Origin of the sequence: Bradyrhizobium sp. cir1 (genome assembly GCF_014198245.1) — a bacterium.
Lineage (GTDB): Bacteria > Pseudomonadota > Alphaproteobacteria > Rhizobiales > Xanthobacteraceae > Bradyrhizobium.
Map to the genome: position 1 here is coordinate 190,314 of NZ_JACIHE010000007.1, position 20,188 is coordinate 210,501.

Sequence of the window (20,188 nt, forward strand, 5' to 3'; positions counted from 1 at the left end):
TCGGGCGCTGCTTAGCGCCGGCATGTTTACGTACAAGCATTAAAGCCCCTCGCTACACCGCGGCCTTTGCCGGCGATATACCTCTCAGCGCTGTTCGCGATTCCGGCAGCCTTCTCGTTCCCGGGCGCCTTCACGCCCCTTGCTTTTCGACAGACCAATGTGTGGCCGACCACGGATTGCGCAGCGAGCATTGGGTCGGAGCTTTTGTTACTCGGGCTAAGGTTTGCAGCGAGCTTCCCGCCGTTGTGGAGCGCAGTTGCGCGATGAAGTTCGCGGCGAACAGCTCGATGTCAGGCAGAGCCTTTGGTTTGCAGAGAGGCGCAAGCGTCTGCATGCTCCTCTTATCCTTGAGCATCGGTCAACTCCTTCTCTCGCGGGCGACCAAACAGTGTGCGTTCCCAAAAGGAAACGCGAGTAACGCGATGACGGCTATGCGTGCCACAATGCAGCTAGGCTTTTTGCGTACAGTCAGCGCATCGCTCTGAATTCCGCAGGATCTTTCGATCCCGAGAATTCGCGCGGCCTCAACTTATGTGGCTGCGAAGCGATCAGTCTTGATGTTATCTGTGTTCGCATAGCTTTGGAATTCGCGTCTGCCGGTTCGTCAACGGCATGCCACCATTTTGCTTCGTCGGGACTCGGCGGAACAACTGGTAATATTGCAAAGTGCGAATGTGCGGGATCGGCTGCGAAAATTGGCGCGGAAGAGAACGCTGCGTCGGCGGCCTTAGGGTTTGCCACGATTTACTTTGCGACCACGGTCGGAAAGGAGCTTGTAGCTGCGCAACGCTCCGTTTGACTATTTGATTTACGCGTTTACCTCTTCGCTCTCGCCAAAAATCTCGACTCATCGGTGAGATCTGTACTTGCTGCAAAGGTCCGCTCGCCTGCCGGACCGCAAAGGCGCGCATCAATCGGCGGGCGCTTGGCGGAACCAGCATACTTCGGCCTCCTCTTCAGCTTAGGCGGGGTCGAGGGGGCAGTGACCTATCGGATCTAAGAGGGCGCAAGCCGACGTCGCTCGTCGAGATCAGAGCCGCTGTCCATTGGGTGAAAGAGGCGATCTCGTGGGCGCTCGGTATCGTTGGGGAGCGCCTCAACTCATGATGACATTGGCCAAAGAACGTGTCGGCCCACTTATGCAGCAGATCGCGATAGTTACGCACCGCAGCGTAACTGGCTGCCAGCCGTTCAGCGTTTCGAGGTTCTGGCTGACAGGAATCGACGAGCAGGAATCGGATACGGCTAACCGGTTATTGTTTTGAAGTATTCCGAGCCCGGAAGGTCTAGAACTAGAGGGAAGGCAGCGCGGGCCGGCTCTGCGCGCTGTTCAAAGCGGCTGTAACTACCGGCTCCGCGCTGCCAGCGAAGTTAAATGACGACGTGACTCGGCGCTCGTCGAAGAGGCCCTTGGAAAGCGCTGTCCCTATCACGTGCGCCACTAACTCCGCTCGCCAGCGTCACGGCATTGCAACGCTGCCACCTCGCACCCTTGGGCGGCTGCCCCAGGGCGCTCTGCCTTTTACCGTCGAGAAGTCCCGCAAGCCACCTGTCAGACTTAGTCGGTTGCGCTGGTTTACGAAGGAGAAGCTGGAGTGAAAACGACTCGTTGTGCCGACCAACCTGCCCCCGCCCCCACAGGAGGCCGGATCTGATTCGCGACTTCCGCATCATTGGAGCGCACGTGAAAGCCACCGGCCCTCTTTCAGGAATATCAAAATGTCAGAACCTGAAGGCGTTTCGCAGAATTCGCTATAAGCCCTCCATTTGAGACAAAATTCGGCAGAAAATCGTACCGCGCCCTATACTTACGGTGGTTGCGCCAATCCCCTATGAGAGTCTGTGTAAATTTCTCTTCCAAACCGGGGGGCTTCGGAAAAGGAATGACGGTCCGATCATTGTCGCGATCAAACTGCGCCTTTCCAACTCACCAAAACTTTCTTTCAACACATCTATGCCAAGTACCATGGCTTGTCCTATCAAGCTGGAAAGCTGCATGCCCACATATCGCAGCCGCCTCTAAGCGGCGGCGCCTGTAGGAATAATGGGCAATCTGGATTGTAGAGTAGAAAAGTCCCGCAAGGCACCTGCCAGATTTTATAGCTTCACACGACGTTAGCCGTCATGAGTTGTCGCACCAACATGCGCGTTTACTCCGCTAATCCCGGGCAGGTTGAACTTCCCCGCTGCTCCAATGGGTCCCCGGATGGATAGCTGATTACGGTGCCTCCTCAGCCTAGATTGCCCGCGGTGCTTCTCACCTCAGATAAGCAAGTGTGATGGGTTCTGGGATCTGGCGCTGAGGTCGATCGTACAGCGGTCATTCGATGCGCACCACGGCTGCCGCGAGCAATACCGCTAATTGTAAACCGTCTAGAACGGCGCGACAGTCGATCCGTCCTCCGCGGTGGCGGACGTATTGAAGACGCATCAGAGCTCATCGGCACGATGAGACCCCCAATCCTCGGTGCAAACGGGAGTAAGAATGGTCGCATCAAAGTCCCTTTAACAACGAGTTTGGTACGGTCGCTGCCTTTGGCCGTCACAGAGAGGCATGTAAGGACATCAATTCATCGGACCTTCGGGCCTCATCCTGTGGCTCGCCATTCCCGCCTCTCGTCGGTGCATCTTTCGCTCATGGGAACAAGGGTCGTGGGCCAGCGAAAGGCATCGATTTCGTCAAAGATCGGTAGCTATGGTGCTCTTCGCTTGTTCGAACGCCTATTTCATCGAGGAAGTTATCTGGTGGCGAAGGGCCCACGAGGTAACTTCGTCAAACTTGAAGGTTGTCTCTCGACGTCGGTGACGATTGTGTCGAGCGCGTGGGTCTTACCGTGTGCCGCCGGTCCCTAGACCAAGATGCCGTTCGTAAGCTCTAACTGCAGCGAACAATATAGTTCCCGACGCGCTTGGCTCATCAGGTACGGCGAGATTGTCGGGTAAGGCAAGAAGCTTCGGGTGCCACGCACTATCCACCACCTCCTCGCCTACGGTCTAGCTACGGGCTCCAATCAGAGCGAACTGGTGGCGAAATCGATAGCTGGAACAGAGTCCCGTGACGGAGCCCGGAGTTTCCACCCTGGTATTCGCTAGATTAAGTCGATATGCCCTTCCCAGCAGTACCAATTCGGCGCAAGCAAAGCCGTTCGCTGCTCTCTTTTTCTTCGCTTAAGCATCCGATTGCACGACGAGCTCATAGCGGCCGTTGCACTTAGTTATCATCCGAGCAGGATGCTCGAGATGATCAGCCCCCACCACCTCTTTTCGACTGGCGCCAGCGCAGGTGCGTGCACCTCGTTGAGCCGCGCGATGGCCTAGAGGCTCGATCGTGCGGGAAGCTGATCGCAAATTTTTCTTGCAGACGAATCCAGACAAGGCGATCTTACGTCTCGCGCGAGTACTTGCTCGTGTGGCCGCGAGGGAAGATCATGAAAGAGAGCTCGCCAATCGAAGAGACGACAAGGAAAAGAGCGACGATCTATGCTCGATTCTCAACCGATCTGCAGAACGAGCGATCGATTGAGGATCAGCTTTCACTTTGTCAAAGCTATGCCGAGCGCGAAGGTTTAACTGTTGTCAGTACCCATGAAGATCGGGCTCGTTCAGGCGGGTCCGTCATGGGCCGCGATGGCCTTCTGCGGATGTTGGACCAGGCGCGAGAGAGATCCTTCGACGTGGTAATCGTCGAAGCGCTCGATCGCCTCTCTCGCGATATGGAAGATCTCGCTGGCATTCATAAGCGGCTGTCATTTCTCGGGATCGAGATCCGGGCGGTCCACGAGGGAGTCGTTAACACCGTGCTGGTCGGCCTTCGCGGTTTGGTCGGACAACTCTATCGTGAGGACAATGCGCACAAAGTGCGTCGCGGCCAAGCGGGGCGGGTCAAGCAAGGTTTGGCTGGCGGCGGCCTGACATACGGGTACGCCGCGGTCACTGGAAGAAGTGGCGAACGAGTGGTTGTCGAGGCCGAGGCACAAGTGATCAAGCGCATATTTCAGGAATATGTGGACGGTCGTACGCCTCGGGAAATCGCGCATGATCTCAATAGGGAGAGGGTATCACCTCCGCGGGGGCGAGCCTGGAATGCCTCAACAATCAATGGCAATCATGAGAGGGGCGCCGGCATTCTGCTGAACGAACTTTATATGGGACGCCTTATCTGGAACAAAGTCAGGATGGTGAAAGATCCCGACTCGGGAAAGCGCCTGTCACGACCGAATCCGAGGAGTGACTGGCAGATCGCTGAAGTGCCACATCTTGCAATTGTCAGTCCAGAGTTGTTCACAGCCGCCCAGCAACGCAAAGGGGAGCGCAGCCACGGCCACCCCAGCCATCAACGTCGGCCCCGTAGGATGCTATCTGGCTTACTCCGTTGCGGTTCATGCGGCTCGGGTATGGCAACGAATGGACGGGACAAATCGGGGCGCGTTCGGATTCGCTGCTCGGCGGCCACCGAAAGTGGCACGTGTCCTGACGCCAAGACGTTCTATTTAGACACGGTCGAGAGTGCAGTCCTCAGCGGGCTAAAGGCCGAATTGCGCGCGCCGAAGGTTCTTTCGGAGTACGTGCACACATATCTCGAGGAGCGGAAGCGCCTCGCAGCTACATCAAACGCAAAACGGCAGCGCCTTGAGCAGCAGCTTGGGCAATTAAACCGGGAGATCGAACGACTGGTGGATGCGATCGCAAAAGGACATGGCGATCCGTCTGTTCTCGGACCGCGATCAACCGCACTGGATGCCGAACGAAAGCGGATATCCGAGGAGTTGCAGAGTGAACCGCTCGCCCCGAAGGAAGTCGCGCTACATCCGGCCACCCTCAAACGATACGAGGAGCAACTCGGTCGGCTTGAAGAATCACTAGCAAAAGGTGTCAGTGCGGGCGACGGAGAGGCCGCAGAAGCCATCAGAGACCTGGTCGAGACGGTCACTGTGTTCCGCGATCCAACGCGCGGTGGTGTAGCTGTGAAGATAGCAGGCCGGCTAAATGCCCTGCTCGGGGAAAGGGCCTATCCCAACCAAGTCGAAGGAGTGTGGGGAAAGGTGGTAGCGGGAGGGCGCTACCGCCAATCCCCCCAAGACGACGCGTCGGGGGTAAAGGTGGTAGCGGGGGAGGGACTCGAACCCCCGACCCCAGGATTATGATTCCCGTGCTCTAACCAGCTGAGCTACCCCGCCACAGGGTCGCGAACGGCGAAACGGCCGATCTCGCGAACGCGCGGCATATAAGGAAGGGGGCGGCGGGAAGTCAAGCAAAGTGGCGGCGATTGATGGGGTGAATTCGCTGACGAAATCGCCCTGTTTGGGGGCCGATCTCGCCCTATTTCTCGCACCAGACTCGCGGAGCGCCCCCTCACCCGAAATCCGCATCCGCCAAGGCTTCCGCCTTCGCTAAAGCTTCGGCGGACAAGTCGGCGGGACAAGCGCGGGGAGAGGCAAAGGAGAAACCGCCTATTTCGGCCTCACATTCGGGTCGCCGCCGGGGCTGCCGGGGGGCGGGATGACCGGGGTGTTGGCGCCGGAGTCGGGGGCCGGGGCGTGCATTTCGGGGTCGACGCCCGAGGGCGGGCAGATCACGCCGTCGGATTTTGCGAGCTTGTCGCCGAGCGGTTCCCGGGACTGGCCGGTGGTGGTGCCATCGGCCTGGCGGTTCGGGCGGTCCTGCGGCGTGCAATTGGCCGCATGCTGCGGGGATGGCGGCGCGGTCTGTTGCGGCGGCGTCGCCGGGGCGGGCGGGGCCTGCGCGATCGCACTGCCGGAGGCGGCGATGAGGAGGCTTGCCAGGATGATGTTTGATGTCGTGCGCATGGGAGGAAAACGCGCCGGCCTTGGCGCGCGTTCCCATCGCGCGATCACGATTTGCGGTAGCGGATCAGCGAGAAATGGCCCATCGGCGGCATTGGGCGGCGCTCGGTGAGCGTGACGCCGCCGTGCCTGGCGGCCCAGTTGACGAGGCGGGCCCACGGGAATTCCGGGCGCCAGCCGAGACGGCGGGCGACGGGGGCGAAGGCGAGCTCGGAGAGCTTGCGAAGACCCTTTTCCGCGCCGATGTGGTTGACGAGAATCAGCTCGCCGCCCGGCTTGAGCACGCGGACGAACTCGTCGAGCGTGCCTTCCGGATCAGGCACGGCGGTGATGACATATTGCGCCACCACCGCGTCGAAGGCGTTGTCGGGGAAGGCGAGATTCTTCGCATCCATCACCGAGAGCACTTCGACATTGGAAAGCCGCAGCGCCCGCACGCGCGCCTGCGCCTTGCGCAGCATCGGCTCGGAGATGTCGACGCCGCAGATCTTTGTGGTGCGCGCGTAGTCGGAGAGCGAAAGACCCGTGCCGACGCCGACGTCGAGGATGCGGCCGCCGATGCGGTCGGCTTCCGCGATGGTCGACTGCCGTCCGGCGTCGAAGACCTTGCCGAACACGAGATCGTAGACCGGCGCCCAGCGGCCATAGGCCTTCTCGACCCCCGCCCGCGAGATGTCTGCTGCCATGCCCCCTGCCCTGAACAACTCTTAGAGTACGACCATCGGTGAAATCGACGTCAGCCCCGCATGCGCTGCACCTCTCCCGCTTGCGGGAGAGGTCGGCACGCAGTGCCGGGTGAGGGCTTTATCCGTTCGCGATATGTCGCTGGTGGAGAGAGCCCTCTCCCCAACCCTCTCCCGCAGGCGGGAGAGGGGGCGCGCTTCCTTCGCGGTAGCAGGTGGGCCCGATCTCGGCAAGTTCAGCCGCGCACGGCTTCCGCGAGCGGGCGTGCCGCATTGCTCGCGACCTTCGCCGCGGCGCTTTGAATAAAACCGCCGCCGAGTACGCGGGCCTGGCCTGACGGGGCATCGTAGAACACGCAGGCCTGGCCGGGCGAGACGCCCTCTTCGCCGGCGACGAGCTCGACCTCGTAATGGCCGCCTCCGCCGCGCAGCCAGGCCGGCTGCGGCGAGCGGGTCGAGCGCACGCGCACGAACATTTCGAGGCCGCTTCCGATCGCGCCGTCGATGTCGCCGCCGCCGATCCAGTTGACGTCGCGCAAGCTGATGCGGTGCATCTTCAGCGCATCACGCGGGCCGACGACGACGCGGCGGTGCGCTGCATCCAGCCGCACCACGAACAGCGGCGAGCCCGAGGCGATGCCGAGGCCGCGGCGCTGGCCGACGGTGAAATTGGCGATGCCGTGATGCTGGCCGAGCACGCGTCCCTCGAGATCGACGATGTCGCCGGGGTCCATCGCGTTCGGACGCAGGCGGGTGATGATGTCGGTGTAGCGGCCCGTCGGCACGAAGCAGATGTCCTGGCTGTCGTGCTTGTCGGCAACGCTGAGGCCAAAGCGCCGCGCGAGCTCGCGCGTCTCGGGCTTGGTCATGTCGCCAAGCGGAAAGCGCAGGAAGTCGAGCTGTTCCTGCGTGGTCGCGAACAGGAAATAGCTCTGGTCGCGGTCGGCGTCGGCGGCGCAGACCAGCGCGCGCGAGCCGTCGCCCTGGCGGCGCGAGGCGACGTAATGGCCGGTGGCGAGCGCCTGCGCCCCTAACTCACGCGCGGTCTTCAGGAGGTCGCGGAATTTGACGCTGCGGTTGCACTCGATGCACGGCACCGGCGTTTCGCCGAGCGCGTAGCTGTCGGCGAAATTGTCGATGACGGACTCGCGAAAACGATCCTCGTAGTCGAGCACGTAATGGGGAATGCCGAGCTTGGCCGCGACGTCGCGGGCGTCGTGGATGTCCTGGCCGGCGCAGCAGGCACCCTTGCGATGGGTGGCCGCGCCATGGTCGTAAAGCTGCAGCGTGATGCCGACGACGTCATAGCCTTCAGCCTTCAGCAGCGCAGCCGTCGTCGAGGAATCGACGCCGCCCGACATGGCGACGACGACCCTGGTGTCCTCAGGACGGCCTTCAAGATCCAGACTGTTGAGCATGGGTTCTTAAGCTGTGACGGCGGTTCGGCGATCCGCGATTTGCTTCTGGCCGGGACATGAACGGTCCCGGGGGAACTTCGGTTCCCGCGGGGGCGCGACTTGCCCGGTCGAAAGCGGCTGAGAGCTGCCTCTTTAATATAGGCGGCATTCCGGTGAAGCAATCACAGGGCAGGCCTGCTTAGGGCAATTCTTGCCGGGGAGGCAGAAATGGCGGGGCTGTTGCGCCCCTCGCAGCTCGGCTGCCAATCCATTAATACATTGATTTTACTTGATAAAATCGTCATCCAGGAGGCTGGCCCGCTCCTTGCTACCCCCAAGCCGAAGATGTTTCCAAGGGGTCGCCGGTGGTCAGTGTTTCGTCAGATCTAGCTGCCAGCGTACAGGTTTCGAGCGCGCAGCAGAAGCCTGCGCGCTCGCAAGGGCGGAAGGACAATTCGGCGAGCGACTCCTTCGGCTCTCTGGTCGACAGCAGCACCCAGGCGATCAGCAACAACGCGCCGGCCCAGGACACCCCGCCGCGCCGGACCGATTCCGCCTCGTCGTCCTCCGCCTCCGACCGCAGCTCGCGCGGCACGTCCTCCACCGACGCGGCAAAGGCCAGCGACGACACCGACGATTCCGCGCCGACCCGGAGCGATACCACGAGCGAGGCCAGCGACGATCCGGCCAAGGATCAGGTCAAGGATCCGCTCAAGGCCGGCAAGACCAAGGACAAGTCCGAGACCTCCGAGGCCAAATCGGCTGACAAGTCCGAGGAGACCAAGGGAGACAAGACCGACGGCAGCGATGGGATCGCCGCCATCGATACGGCAACCGCCGCGCAGGCGGACGCGACGCAGCCAGATCCGAACGCAATCGTGGTGGCGGCGCCCGTGGTGCCGGTCGATCCGAATGCGGCCGCAAGCCAGGCCGGCGATGCCGCCGCCTCGCCGCTGACGATCGCCGCCGCCGGCCTCGCCGCCAGCGCCTCCACCGCGGCGCAGATCGCCGGCACCAAGACCGATACCGCGACGCCCGGCGACAAGAGCGCCAAGACCGCCGGAGCGAAAGTCGACGCCGACACCTCGGCGACGCTGGCCGATGCCGCCACCGGCGCGACCGACGGCACCGCGACCGATGCCAAAACCAATGGCGAGCTGATCACCGCTGTGGACCAGGGCACGCCAAAAACCTCGTTCAAGGCCGCCGCCACCGCGCAGGCGCAGACCGACATCTCCAATATCGGCCAGGACGCGGGCAAAGCGAACGCCGCGCTCACGCCAGCGAATGCGACAGCCGCCAACGCCGCACATCCGCAAGCCGCCAAGCCGCAGGCCGATGGCAGTGCGACCGACACAAAGCCCGGCGCCGCGGACCGTGCGCCCGATGCGATCCCGGCCGCACCGGCCGCCCACGCCCATGCCAATGCGCAGGCCGCTTTCAACGCGACCGACAGCAGCGCACAGGCCGCCGCCATTCAGGCCCCGCTGACCACGACCACTTCGGCGGCGACCGCATCGACCGCAACACTGACCGCGACCGCGGCGACCTCGACGGCGGTGCCGATCAACGCCGTGCCGATCGAGATCGCGGCCGCCGCGCGCGCCGGCAAGACGCGGTTCGACATCAGCCTCGATCCGGTCGATCTCGGCCGCATCGACGTCCGCATCAATGTCGACCGCAACGGCCAGGTCACCTCGCATCTCACGGTGGAGAAGCCGGAGACGCTGCAGATGCTGCGGCAGGACGCGCCGCAATTGCAGCGCGCGCTCGACGATGCCGGCTTCAAGACCGGCAGCAACGGGCTGTCCTTCAGTCTGCGCGACCAGAATTCGTCGGGCCAGAACTCCGGCCAGAACAACGACAATGGCGGCAATGCCCGCCGGCTGATCATCAGCGAGGACGACAGCGTTCCCGCAGCGCCCGTGGGGCGCGGCTACGGCCGCATGCTCGGATCGAGCAGCGGCGTCGACATCAGAGTGTGAGGAGTATTCGACTATGACCACCACGAATGCCGCCACCGCGCCTTCCGTCGTCTCCGGCACGACCGACATCCCGAAATCCTCATCGAGCTCGAACATGAGCTCGACCACGGGCTCGACGCTCGCCGGCAACTTCCAGACCTTCCTGACGCTGCTGACGACGCAGCTGCAGAATCAGAACCCGCTCGATCCGCTCGACACCAACCAGTTCACCCAGCAGTTGGTGCAGTTCGCCGGCGTCGAGCAGCAGCTCAAGACCAACGACTCGCTGGCCCAGCTCGTCACCCTGCAGCAGACCACGCAGGCGACCCAGGCGCTGGGCTTCGTCGGCAAGACCGCGCTGGTCGACGGCTCGACCGCGACCATGACGAAGTCGTCGGCGACCTGGCATCTCAACGTGCCCACCGATTCCACCGTCGACATCACCGTCGCCAATGCGAGCGGCCAGACCGTGTTCACCGGCAAATACACCGCCGCCGCCGGCACCGACATTCCCTTCACCTGGAACGGCATGGGCAATGACGGCACGCAATGGCCCGACGGCAAATACACGATCTCGGCCACGGGCAAGGACGTCGCGAACAATAATGTCGGCATCGCCGCGCAGGTGCAGGGTGTGGTGTCGTCCGTCGACCTGACCCAGTCGCCGCCGCTGCTCACCATTGACGGCGCCAGCTACACGCTGAGCCAGGTGAAGAGCATTATTGCGACGAGCAGCAATTGAGGCTGGCCACGCTCGCCACATACGAGATGTCATCCCCGCCTAGTGCGCAATTGCGCACGGGGGGCGGGGATCCATAACCCCAGGAAGTCGTTTTCGCGTGAGGTCGTAACCCCGAGTCGTCGTCAAACTACTCCCTGGGGTTATGGGTCCCGGGCTCGCGCTACGCGCGCCCCGGGACGACGGTTTGAGGGCTTTGCAGCGTCCCGTGCAGGCCTCGTCGTTAGTAAAGTATTTACCTTCTGCCCCGCCCGGCCGGCTCGAACCATGCTGTTCCGCCCGCCAGGCCGGCCGCGTTCCCGCAAGTTTCAACGAGAATTGTATTGAAGCCTTAGGCTTAGCGGATTTTTAAGCCGCCGGGGTTACGGTTACGGCGTGAGTTCAGTGGTTGAGAGTTTGTGAGTACGCCATGACAGAACCCCATCGCCCGAGGGTAAAATACGTCATCGGGCCGGACGGCAGTCCGCTGACGATTGCAGATCTGCCCGCGCCCGGCACCAAACGCTGGGTCATCCGCCGCAAGGCCGAGGTCGTCGCCGCTGTGCGTGGCGGACTTCTCTCCCTCGAGGAGGCCTGCAGCCGTTACACCCTGACGGTCGACGAATTCCTCTCCTGGCAGTTTTCCATCGACCAGCACGGTCTGGCGGGTCTTCGCACCACCCGCATCCAGCAATATCGCCAGTAAGCGATCCGGAAATCTGCGGCTTTTGACGAAAATCGGCCTCGCCTAGCGAGGCCGATTTTTTTCATGACGCGACTTTTGTCCGACCTCTTAACCTTCGTTAACCATATCGAAACCATCCCCTAGGCAATAATTGCCCAGTCGACCGCTCGGTTGCGGATCGAATTGGTCGGGGCGGTTGCTTGCAAGGTCTTGGGGACTTCTTAAAAAGTATCGGCGCCGCCCGGTTCGGGGCGATGATCGCGGTCACCGCCGCGCTCATCGGCTTCTTCGCGTTCGTCATCATGCGGGTCACCACGCCGCAGATGACGACGCTGTTCACCGACCTCAGCGTCGAAGATTCTTCCAGCATTATCAAGGATCTGGAACGCCAGGGCATCCAGTTCGAGATCCGCAATGAGGGCTCCATCATCATGGTGCCCAAGGACAAGGTCACGCGCCTGCGGATGAAGCTCGCCGAAGGCGGCCTGCCCAAGGGCGGCGGCGTCGGCTACGAGGTGTTCGACAAGTCGGACGCGCTCGGCACCACCTCCTTCGTCCAGAACATCAATCATCTCCGCGCGCTGGAAGGCGAGCTCGCCCGCACCATCCGCGCCATCGACCGCATCCAGGCCGCCCGCGTCCACCTCGTGCTGCCCGAGCGCCCGCTGTTCGCGCGCGAGGCGCCGGAGCCGTCGGCCTCGATCGTGGTGCGCGTCCGCGGTTCACTCGAGGCGCAGCAGATCCGCGCCATCCGCCATCTCGTCGCCTCCGCCGTCAACGGGCTGAAGCCGCAGCGCGTCTCGATCGTGGACGAGGCCGGCCAGCTGCTCGCCGACGGCGCCCAGACTGATCCGGAGCAGGCGCTCGGCGACGAGCGCCGCACCGCCTTCGAGAAGCGGATGCGCAAGCAGGTCGAGGACATCGTCTCCTCGGTGGTCGGCTCCGGCCGCGCCCGCGTCCAGCTCTCCGCCGATTTCGACTTCAACAAGATCACCCAGACCTCGGACAAGTTCGACCCCGAGGGCCGCGTGCTGCGCTCGAGCCAGACCCGCGAAGAAAGCAGCATGACCGCCGACAACAACGGCCAGGTCACCGTCAACAACGAGCTGCCCGGCAACCAGCAGAACAACGGCGTCGCGGCCAAGGACCAGAGCAAGAAGACCGAGGAGACCAACAATTACGAGATCTCCCGCACCACCAAGACCGAGGTGACCGAGGCCGGCCGGGTCAACCGCATCTCGGTCGCGGTGCTGGTCGACGGCATCTACACCAAGAACGACAAGGGCGAGCTGGCCTACCAGGACCGCACCAAGGAGCAGCTCGACCGCATCGCCACCCTGGTGCGCTCGGCGATCGGCTTCGACCAGAGGCGCGGTGACCAGGTCGAGGTCGTCAATTTGCGCTTTGCCGATGCCCCCTCCACCGCCCCGATCGGCGAACCTGGCGGCTTCCTCGGCATGCTGCAGTTCACCAAGGACGACGTCATGTACTTCGTCGAGCTCGGCGTGATGATGCTGCTCGGCCTCGTCGTGCTGTTCATGGTGATCCGCCCGCTGGTCAAGCGCATCCTCGCCTCCGACGAAGTCGCCGCCGCCATCTCCGGCGTGCTCGCCGGCCCCGCCGCCTCCGAAGAGACAGCGCCCGCCCCGGCCCTGCTGCCCGGCGGCGCCGCCAGCGCGATCGACGTCGCCACCATCCAGGGCCAGGTCCACGCCCAGTCCGTTCATCGCGTCGGCGAGCTCGCCGAGCGCAACCCCAACGAAACCGTCGCCATCATCCGCCAGTGGCTCACCGAGCCAACGAAGTAACCGCCAAGTGAATCAAGAAGTGATCTGACATGGCCGCCTCCTTGCAAAACGCCAACTCCACCGACATCACCAGCGTGATCTCCACGCTGGGCCAGCGTGCCGGCAACCGGGCCAAGGATGGCAAGGGCGCCGAGCAGCTGTCCGGACCGCGCCGCGCCGCGATCCTGATGCTGGCGCTGGGCGAGCAATATGGCGGCAAGATCTGGGGCCTGCTCGACGACGACGAGGTGCGCCAGCTCTCGCTGGAGATGTCGACGCTCGGCACCGTCGAGGTCGACACCGTCGAGGACATGCTGCTCGAATTCGTCTCGCGCATGTCGGCCTCGGGCGCGCTGATGGGCAATTTCGACGCCACCGAGCGCCTGCTGCAGCAGTATCTGCCGCCGGAGCGCGTCAACGGCATCATGGACGAGATCCGCGGCCCGGCCGGCCGCAACATGTGGGAGAAGCTCTCCAACGTGCAGGAAGAGGTGCTCGCCAACTACCTCAAGAACGAATATCCGCAGACCATCGCGGTGGTGCTGTCGAAGCTGAAGCCGGAGCACGCCGCCCGCGTGCTCGGCATCTTCCCGGAGGAACTCGCGCTCGACGTCGTCAATCGCATGCTGAAGATGGAGGCGGTCCAGAAGGAGGTGATCGAGAGCGTCGAGAAGACGCTGCGCACCGAGTTCATGTCCAATTTGTCGCAGACCCGCCGCCGCGACGCCCACGAGGTGATGGCCGAAATCTTCAACAATTTTGACCGCCAGACCGAAACCCGCTTCATCACCTCGCTGGAAGAGGACAACCGCGAATCGGCCGAGCGCATCAAGGCGCTGATGTTCACCTTCGACGACCTCGTGAAGCTGGATTCCGGCTCGGCCCAGACCCTGATGCGCAACGTCGACAAGGACAAGCTCGGCGTCGCGCTGAAGAGCGCCAACGAGGACGTCCGCAACTTCTTCTTCGGCAACATGTCCTCGCGCGCGGCCAAGATGCTCCAGGACGACATGGCGGCGATGGGCCCGGTGCGCCTGCGCGACGTCGACGAGGCCCAGGCGCTGCTGGTCAATCTCGCAAAGGACCTCGCCGCCAAGGGTGAGATCATGCTGACCAAGAACCGCGCCGACGACGAGCTGGTGTATTGATGGCCGCTCCGGCAAAATTCCTGTTCGATACCGACTTCGCGGCGCCCGAGCGGACGACGCGTGAGAAGGCTGCGACCGCCGCCGAGATCGCCCAGAAGATCGCGGAAGCCGAGGCGCGCGCCTATCAGGACGGCTTTGCCGCCGGCCAGCGCGAGGCCAAGGCCGAGAGCGACCGCCGCGTCGCGCTCGCCATGGAGGAGATCAACATCGGCATCCGGGGCATCGCATCCGGCATCGGCAACATCGAGTCCAGGATGGAGACCGAGGCGGTCGACGTCGCGGTCGCGGTGGCGCGCAAGCTGTGCGCCGACCTCGTCGCCGCCGAGCCGCTCGGCGAGATCGTCGCGCTGGTCAAGGACTGCTTCTCGCATCTGGTCGCGACACCGCATCTCGTCGTCCGCATCAACGATGCGCTCTACGACAGCGCGCGCGAGAAGATCGATCGGCTGGCCAAGCAGAGCGGCTTCGAAGGCCGGCTGGTGATCCTGGCCGAGCCGGAAATTGCCACCGGCGACTGCCGGATCGAATGGGCCGATGGCGGTGTCGTGCTGGAGCGCGGCGCCATCGCGGCCAAGATCGACGACATGGTCGGACGCTATATCGCGTCCCGGAGGGGGAGCTAAGCCATGAGCGACACCGACGGACAGGTCCCGCTGCCCGATCTCAACGGCCCGATGCCGCCTGCCGGCACCGATGTCGGCTACAACGAGGACGAATATGCGGCGCGCGCCGCCGCCGACCTCGAAGCCGTGTTCGACGTGCCGGTGCAGGTCTCGGCCGTGCTCGGCCGCTCCAAGATGGACGTCAGCGAGCTGCTCAAACTCGGGCCCGGCACGGTGCTCGAGCTCGACCGCCGCGTCGGCGAGGCCATCGACATCTACGTCAACAACAAGCTGGTTGCCCGCGGCGAAGTCGTCCTGGTCGAGGACAAGCTCGGCGTGACCATGACCGAAATCATCAAGACCGAACGCACGTGATGACGCACGGCAGCGCGACCAGACGGACAGGAGACTGACATGCGGCTTCTCATCGTTGGCACATTGAAGGGCCAGCTCACCACCGCCACCAAGATCGCGATGGAGAACGGCGCCACCGTGACCCATGCCGAGGATCACGAGCAGGCCATGCGCGTGCTGCGCGGCGGCAAGGGCGCCGATCTCCTGCTGGTCGATGTCGCCCTCGACATCCGCGACCTCGTGATGCGGCTGGAAGCCGAACACATCCACGCCCCGATCGTCGCCTGCGGCATCACCAACGACGCCCGCGCCGCCGTCGCCGCGATCCATGCCGGCGCCAAGGAATACATCCCGCTGCCGCCGGATCCGGAGCTGATCGCCGCAGTGCTCGCTGCCGTCGCCAACGATTCCCGCGAGCTGGTCTATCGCGACGAAGCCATGGCCAAGGTGATCAAGCTCGCCCAGCAGATCGCCGGCTCCGACGCCTCGGTGATGATCACCGGCGAGTCCGGCACCGGCAAGGAAGTGCTGGCCCGCTACGTCCACACCCGCTCGGCGCGCGCCAAGCGGCCGTTCATCTCGATCAACTGCGCCGCGATCCCCGAGCACTTGCTGGAGTCCGAGCTGTTCGGCCACGAGAAGGGCGCCTTCACCGGCGCCGTCGCCCGCCGCATCGGCAAGTTCGAGGAAGCGACCGGCGGCACGCTGCTGCTGGACGAAATCTCCGAGATGGACGTCCGCCTGCAATCCAAGCTCTTGCGCGCCATCCAGGAGCGCGTGATCGACCGCGTCGGCGGCACCAAGCCGGTTCCGGTCGACATCCGCATCATTGCGACCTCGAACCGCAATCTCGCCGAAGCCGTGCGCGAGGGCAGGTTCCGCGAGGATCTGTTGTTCCGCCTCAACGTCGTGAACCTGAAGATTCCGCCGCTGCGCGAGCGTCCCGCCGACATCCTCGAGCTCGCCCAGCACTTCGTGAAGAAATACGCCGAGGCCAACGGCGTGCCGATGCGCCCGCTCTCGGCCGAGGCGCGCCGCGTGCTCTCCACCAACCGCTGGCAGGGTAACGTCCGCGAGCTCGAAAACACCATGCACCGCGCGGTGCTGATGGCGCAGGGTGACGAGATCGGCGCCGACGCGATCATCACCCCGGACGGCGATCGCCTCGATCTCGCCAAGACGGCCCCCGCCGTGGCGCACGCGACCATGGCCGCCGAGCAAGTGACGCGCGCGCTTGTGGGTCGCACTGTCGCCGACGTCGAACGCGACCTGATCCTGGAGACGCTGAAGCACTGCCTCGGCAACCGGACTCACGCCGCCAACATCCTCGGCATCTCCATCCGCACGCTGCGCAACAAGCTCAACGAATACGCCGATGGCGGCATCCCGATCCCGCCGGCGGGCACGCCGGGTGAATATCCGCGCGTGCCGATGATGGGCTGAGCAAACAGCTCTTCGATCCCATCACCCGGACCTTCACATGAAGCGTGCGATGGCCGGGACGAGCCCGGCCATCGCGTGTCTTATGGCGGCGCCACGCTCACGCCAGGCTACTTGCCAGGCGGAACATAGACGCTGGCAAGCTTCGCGGCCTTTTCCGCGATTCCCTTGAAATCAGCCATCTTCCAGGCGCGTACGGTTTCGATCTTGGCGATGGCGCCGCTCGCCGCGGCCGCCATTCCGATGGCGACAGCATCGGCTCCGTCGGGCAACTCAGCAACGACGACCGCATCATGTGCGCCTGTCGTCATGAACGCTCCCTGGAGCTTCCCGCCGGCCTTCTCGATCATCGCTCCGATGACCGCGGTGCGATCGGCCGGCTTGTCGACCATTCCCTTGATGCCGGAAGTTGAGTAAGAGACGTACGAGATGAACAGCGGCATGTTTTCTCTCCGTCGAAGTTAGAGCGGCAACACCTGTAGTTTTGAAAAGAGCTCTCCGAGCGAGAGCAAGGCACGGCCTGCCGACAGCACGCGAGCTGCCCTTGAAGATAGAGCTGCGGACCTCGGCACATCCAACTGGCAGCTTGTGGCGACTATAACCGACTCCGCAATGCAGCGCGAACGGTAAGCGAGCCTACCCATTTGGAGCGCGACTATCGTGCCGCCGCGAGTGAAGCAGTTCACTAGCGATACGCATCAGGATCTGTAGAATTTTAGAGTGAGGTGATGTCGGCCAAATGCCGCGTCCGCCTTCGCGAAAGTCCTTCAAATCGAAAGGGCAAGCCATGAAATACCCTTTGTCGATGATCTCCCACTTATCGCTGATTGCAACGCTGATCGCAGCAGCGGCGCCGCTTGCGCGCGCCGACGTGATCATGGACTGGAATGCAAAGGCCGACGCGATCGCTGCCGAGAAGCAGATCCCGCCGGCGCCGTACAGCCGCGTCTTGTCCATGATGCACGTTGCGATGTTCGAGGCCGTCAATGCGATCGACCGCCGCTACGCGCCATACAAGATCTCGTTGTCCGCGGACCGTTCGACCTCGCGGGAGGCCGCAGCGGCAGTTGCGGCGCACGATGTGCTGCTGTCGATCTATCCCGACCTCAAGTCGGACCTGAGCTCGGCGCTGACAAGCTCTCTGGCGCCGATCGCTGACGGTGAGTCCAAGACCGCCGGCATCGCCCTCGGGAAAGAGGCGGCCGTGCAGATCATCCAGCTTCGTGCGAAGGATGGCAGCGCCGCCGTGGAAACGTACCGGCCCCTGACCACGCCCGGCGCCTATGTTCCAACCGTCGTCCCGCTTTTCTCGACCACAGGTGCGACGACGCCGTGGGTCATGACGTCGGGATCGCAGTTCCGCCCCGGACCACCGCCCGCGCTCGATTCAGAGGTCTGGACCAGGGACGTCAACGAAATCCGCGAAGTCGGCAGCCGAGCGAGCCCGGCCCGGACGCCTGAGCAAACGACGATCGGCCGCTTCTGGTTCTTTGTCGGCGCCCGCACCTACAATCCCATCGTGAGGCAGGCTGCGATGGCCAAGGGAATGGATCTCGTCGACTGTGCCCGCCTGTTCGCCTTGACGTCGATCACCGGCAACGATGCCATCGTCGCCGTGTTCGACGCCAAGTATCACTACAATTTCTGGCGCCCGGTCACGGCCATACGCAACGCCGATCTGACCTCGAATGCCGCGACGCCCCGCGATGCCTCCTGGCTGCCGCTCGGGGACACGCCGATGCATCCGGAATATCCCTGCGCGCACTGCATCGTCTCGGCCGCGATTTCGACCGTGCTCCAGACTGTCGTTGGAGATTTTGGCGAATTCTCCCTGACCAGCCCGACGGCACCGGGGGTCACACGCAAATGGTCGCGACTGCAGGACTATAGCGACGAAGTCTCCAATGCGCGGATCTGGGCCGGTTTTCACTACCGGTTCTCGACCGAAGTCGGCAAGGACATGGGCCGGAAGATCGGCGCGTTGGTCGTCGCGACGCAGCTTCGCGGTGTCGAGGCAATGGCGCAGCCAAGCCGCTAAACCGGCCGCTTTTTTTGAGCGCCTAACACATGGCCGCACCGCATCCGGCGACTAGGTCACGCCAGCGCAAGGCCCTATAACCCCGCGTGAGAACCACGAGGGTACATATGTCTGAAGCTCAAATCACGGACTGGCTGGCATCGCAGAAGCAGGCGATGATCGATCTCTTGCGCGATGTCGTGAACATCGATTCCGGATCCTATGACAAGGAAGGCGTCGATGCGGTCGGTGCGCGGTTCGAGCGGCATTTTGCCGAGCACGGCATTCCGTTCCGGCGCGAGGGCGACAGCACCTTCGGCGATGCGATCCATGCCGAGGTGGCAAAGCCCGGCAGCAACGAGAAGCCGGTGCTGCTGATGGGGCATCGTGACACCGTGTTCGGCAAGGGCGAGGCGGGGCGGCGTCCGTTCACCATCAAGGATGGCCGCGCCTATGGCCCCGGCGTCGCCGACATGAAGTCCGGCCTCGTCATGAACGTGTTCGTGGCGACCGCCTTCCACAAGTTCGGCGGCTCACCGCATCCGATCAAGGTGCTGATCACCTCGGACGAGGAGATCGGTTCGCCCTCCTCGCGTCCCGTCATCGAGCGCGAGGGGCGCGCTGCGCGCGCCGTGTTCAATTCCGAGCCGGGACGGCCCACGGGCAATGTCGTGACGGGGCGCAAGGGCGGCATCTTCATGCACATGGCCATCACCGGCAAGGCCGCGCATTCCGGCGCCAATTTCGCCGCCGGCGTCAGCGCGATCGGCGAGCTCGCGCACAAGATCGTGCAGATCCACGCGCTGACCGATCTCGACAAGGGCATCACGCTCAATGTCGGCCTCGTCTCGGGCGGACAGTCCGTCAACACGACGGCGCCTTACGCCGAAGGCCAGATCGATCTGCGCTATGTCGATCCTGCCGATCGCGCGCGGATCATGGGTGCGATCGAAAAGATCGTCGCGACCTCTTACGTGCCGGGCACCAGCGCGACACTGACGATCAAGGGCGAGTTCGTGCCGGTGGTGCAGAGCGCGGAATCGAAGGCACTGTTCGAAGGCTATCAGGCCGCCGCAAGACAGGTGGGCCTCACCACGCTGCAGGGCGAGTTCTCCGGCGGCTGCGCCGATTCCGGCTTCACCGCCGCCGTGGGTACGCCGACCATCTGCGGCCTCGGCCCGGTCGGCGGGCTCGCGCACACGCCGGAGGAATATCTCGAGATCGACAGCATCGTGCCGCGCGCACAGGCGCTGGCGCTGGCGATTTTAAAGGGGTGAGGGAGGTGCCGTAACGACGGTGCCGTAGGGTGGGCAAAGGCGCCCTTGCGCCGTGCCCACCATCTCTCTCGATCACGAAAAATGCGTGGGCACGCTTCGCTTTGCCCACCCTACGAGACCTGCCAAGGTCTACGAATAACTCGGCGCGTCGGGCTTGCGGAAGATGTGGATGGGATCGCCCGGCACGATCGGCTGTCCCGAGAACATCGCGTAGGCGTAGAGCGCGAGATAGGCGATCGCGAGCGCGCCGATGGCGTAGAAGGCTAGGGTCGCGACGCGCTTCATCGATCCGCTCCATGGCCATCCCGGAGG

At 63.6% G+C, this 20,188-nt stretch carries 17 protein-coding genes and 1 tRNA gene; 11 read left to right on the plus strand and 7 right to left on the minus strand.

The window, feature by feature from the left end; all coding sequences use genetic code 11:
* Positions 1–130: 130 nt before the first annotated feature.
* The gene (locus GGD63_RS17145) at positions 131–355 is read right to left on the minus strand and encodes a hypothetical protein (RefSeq protein ID WP_183243957.1); all 225 of its coding nucleotides are present in this window, start codon (positions 353–355) and stop codon (positions 131–133) included.
* Positions 356–3,428: 3,073 nt separating this feature from the next.
* On the opposite strand from GGD63_RS17145, the gene GGD63_RS17150 reads away from it, so the two are divergent.
* A complete protein-coding gene (locus GGD63_RS17150) occupies positions 3,429–5,144 on the plus strand; it encodes a recombinase family protein (protein WP_183244240.1) in 1,716 nt (571 codons plus the stop codon).
* Here GGD63_RS17150 and GGD63_RS17155 read toward each other — a convergent pair.
* From GGD63_RS17155 to mnmA, 4 genes are all read right to left on the minus strand, one after another.
* Positions 5,101–5,177, minus strand: a tRNA-Met gene (locus GGD63_RS17155). The two genes, GGD63_RS17150 and GGD63_RS17155, sit on opposite strands and share 44 nt — an antisense overlap.
* A gap of 273 nt (positions 5,178–5,450) precedes the next feature.
* The gene (locus tag GGD63_RS17160; protein ID WP_183243959.1) at positions 5,451–5,807 is read right to left on the minus strand and encodes a hypothetical protein; all 357 of its coding nucleotides are present in this window, start codon (positions 5,805–5,807) and stop codon (positions 5,451–5,453) included.
* 44 nt (positions 5,808–5,851) lie between these two features.
* A complete protein-coding gene (locus tag GGD63_RS17165) occupies positions 5,852–6,490 on the minus strand; it encodes a class I SAM-dependent methyltransferase (protein ID WP_183243961.1) in 639 nt (212 codons plus the stop codon).
* Positions 6,491–6,723: 233 nt separating this feature from the next.
* Complete coding sequence (gene mnmA, locus GGD63_RS17170; protein WP_183243963.1) at positions 6,724–7,905, minus strand: tRNA 2-thiouridine(34) synthase MnmA; 1,182 nt, start codon at positions 7,903–7,905, stop codon at positions 6,724–6,726.
* Positions 7,906–8,249: 344 nt separating this feature from the next.
* On the opposite strand from mnmA, the gene GGD63_RS17175 reads away from it, so the two are divergent.
* The 8 genes from GGD63_RS17175 to GGD63_RS17210 all read left to right on the plus strand — a co-directional run bounded on the left by GGD63_RS17175 (position 8,250) and on the right by GGD63_RS17210 (position 16,585).
* Complete coding sequence (locus GGD63_RS17175; protein ID WP_183243965.1) at positions 8,250–9,869, plus strand: flagellar hook-length control protein FliK; 1,620 nt, start codon at positions 8,250–8,252, stop codon at positions 9,867–9,869.
* A gap of 13 nt (positions 9,870–9,882) precedes the next feature.
* Positions 9,883–10,590 (plus strand): flagellar hook assembly protein FlgD, encoded by a 708-nt coding sequence (locus GGD63_RS17180; protein ID WP_183243968.1) that lies wholly within the window; start codon positions 9,883–9,885, stop codon positions 10,588–10,590.
* 406 nt (positions 10,591–10,996) lie between these two features.
* Positions 10,997–11,272 (plus strand): DUF1153 domain-containing protein, encoded by a 276-nt coding sequence (locus GGD63_RS17185; protein ID WP_002714638.1) that lies wholly within the window; start codon positions 10,997–10,999, stop codon positions 11,270–11,272.
* Between the two features lie 179 nt (positions 11,273–11,451).
* Positions 11,452–13,059: a flagellar basal-body MS-ring/collar protein FliF gene (gene fliF / locus GGD63_RS17190; RefSeq protein ID WP_183243970.1), complete on the plus strand. Its 1,608-nt coding sequence runs from the start codon at positions 11,452–11,454 to the stop codon at positions 13,057–13,059.
* Between the two features lie 29 nt (positions 13,060–13,088).
* Positions 13,089–14,186 (plus strand): flagellar motor switch protein FliG, encoded by a 1,098-nt coding sequence (fliG, locus tag GGD63_RS17195; RefSeq protein WP_183243972.1) that lies wholly within the window; start codon positions 13,089–13,091, stop codon positions 14,184–14,186.
* The gene (locus GGD63_RS17200; protein WP_183243974.1) at positions 14,186–14,809 is read left to right on the plus strand and encodes a FliH/SctL family protein; all 624 of its coding nucleotides are present in this window, start codon (positions 14,186–14,188) and stop codon (positions 14,807–14,809) included. Before fliG ends, GGD63_RS17200 begins: the two co-directional genes overlap by 1 nt.
* A gap of 3 nt (positions 14,810–14,812) precedes the next feature.
* Entirely contained in the window at positions 14,813–15,163 is a 351-nt protein-coding gene (fliN, locus tag GGD63_RS17205; RefSeq protein WP_018641467.1) for a flagellar motor switch protein FliN, read from the plus strand.
* Between the two features lie 39 nt (positions 15,164–15,202).
* Entirely contained in the window at positions 15,203–16,585 is a 1,383-nt protein-coding gene (locus GGD63_RS17210; RefSeq protein WP_183243976.1) for a sigma-54-dependent Fis family transcriptional regulator, read from the plus strand.
* Positions 16,586–16,692: 107 nt separating this feature from the next.
* Here GGD63_RS17210 and GGD63_RS17215 read toward each other — a convergent pair whose 3' ends face one another.
* Positions 16,693–17,025 carry a GYD domain-containing protein gene (locus GGD63_RS17215; protein ID WP_183243978.1) on the minus strand — a complete coding sequence of 111 codons (333 nt, stop codon included), beginning with the start codon at positions 17,023–17,025 and terminating at the stop codon, positions 16,693–16,695.
* A 344-nt stretch (positions 17,026–17,369) separates the two neighbouring features.
* On the opposite strand from GGD63_RS17215, the gene GGD63_RS17220 reads away from it, so the two are divergent.
* Positions 17,370–18,620, plus strand: coding sequence for a vanadium-dependent haloperoxidase (locus GGD63_RS17220; protein ID WP_183243980.1), 1,251 nt, complete (start codon positions 17,370–17,372; stop codon positions 18,618–18,620).
* A gap of 107 nt (positions 18,621–18,727) precedes the next feature.
* Complete coding sequence (locus GGD63_RS17225; protein WP_183243982.1) at positions 18,728–19,876, plus strand: M20 family metallopeptidase; 1,149 nt, start codon at positions 18,728–18,730, stop codon at positions 19,874–19,876.
* Between the two features lie 129 nt (positions 19,877–20,005).
* On the opposite strand, the gene GGD63_RS17230 is transcribed toward GGD63_RS17225, so the two are convergent.
* The gene (locus tag GGD63_RS17230) at positions 20,006–20,161 is read right to left on the minus strand and encodes a hypothetical protein (protein WP_167523728.1); all 156 of its coding nucleotides are present in this window, start codon (positions 20,159–20,161) and stop codon (positions 20,006–20,008) included.
* Positions 20,162–20,188: the final 27 nt, after the last annotated feature.

Coding starts and splice junctions, on each gene's coding strand:
- fliG (WP_183243972.1), top strand. CDS start 13,089: ATGGCCGCCTCCTTGCAAAACGCCAACTCCACCGACATCACCAGCGTG.
- GGD63_RS17200 (WP_183243974.1), top strand. CDS start 14,186: ATGGCCGCTCCGGCAAAATTCCTGTTCGATACCGACTTCGCGGCGCCC.
- GGD63_RS17150 (WP_183244240.1), top strand. CDS start 3,429: ATGAAAGAGAGCTCGCCAATCGAAGAGACGACAAGGAAAAGAGCGACG.
- GGD63_RS17180 (WP_183243968.1), top strand. CDS start 9,883: ATGACCACCACGAATGCCGCCACCGCGCCTTCCGTCGTCTCCGGCACG.
- GGD63_RS17145 (WP_183243957.1), bottom strand. CDS start 355: ATGCTCAAGGATAAGAGGAGCATGCAGACGCTTGCGCCTCTCTGCAAA.
- GGD63_RS17160 (WP_183243959.1), bottom strand. CDS start 5,807: ATGCGCACGACATCAAACATCATCCTGGCAAGCCTCCTCATCGCCGCC.
- GGD63_RS17225 (WP_183243982.1), top strand. CDS start 18,728: ATGTCTGAAGCTCAAATCACGGACTGGCTGGCATCGCAGAAGCAGGCG.
- fliN (WP_018641467.1), top strand. CDS start 14,813: ATGAGCGACACCGACGGACAGGTCCCGCTGCCCGATCTCAACGGCCCG.
- GGD63_RS17230 (WP_167523728.1), bottom strand. CDS start 20,161: ATGAAGCGCGTCGCGACCCTAGCCTTCTACGCCATCGGCGCGCTCGCG.
- GGD63_RS17185 (WP_002714638.1), top strand. CDS start 10,997: ATGACAGAACCCCATCGCCCGAGGGTAAAATACGTCATCGGGCCGGAC.
- GGD63_RS17220 (WP_183243980.1), top strand. CDS start 17,370: ATGAAATACCCTTTGTCGATGATCTCCCACTTATCGCTGATTGCAACG.
- mnmA (WP_183243963.1), bottom strand. CDS start 7,905: ATGCTCAACAGTCTGGATCTTGAAGGCCGTCCTGAGGACACCAGGGTC.
- GGD63_RS17215 (WP_183243978.1), bottom strand. CDS start 17,025: ATGCCGCTGTTCATCTCGTACGTCTCTTACTCAACTTCCGGCATCAAG.
- GGD63_RS17165 (WP_183243961.1), bottom strand. CDS start 6,490: ATGGCAGCAGACATCTCGCGGGCGGGGGTCGAGAAGGCCTATGGCCGC.
- GGD63_RS17210 (WP_183243976.1), top strand. CDS start 15,203: ATGCGGCTTCTCATCGTTGGCACATTGAAGGGCCAGCTCACCACCGCC.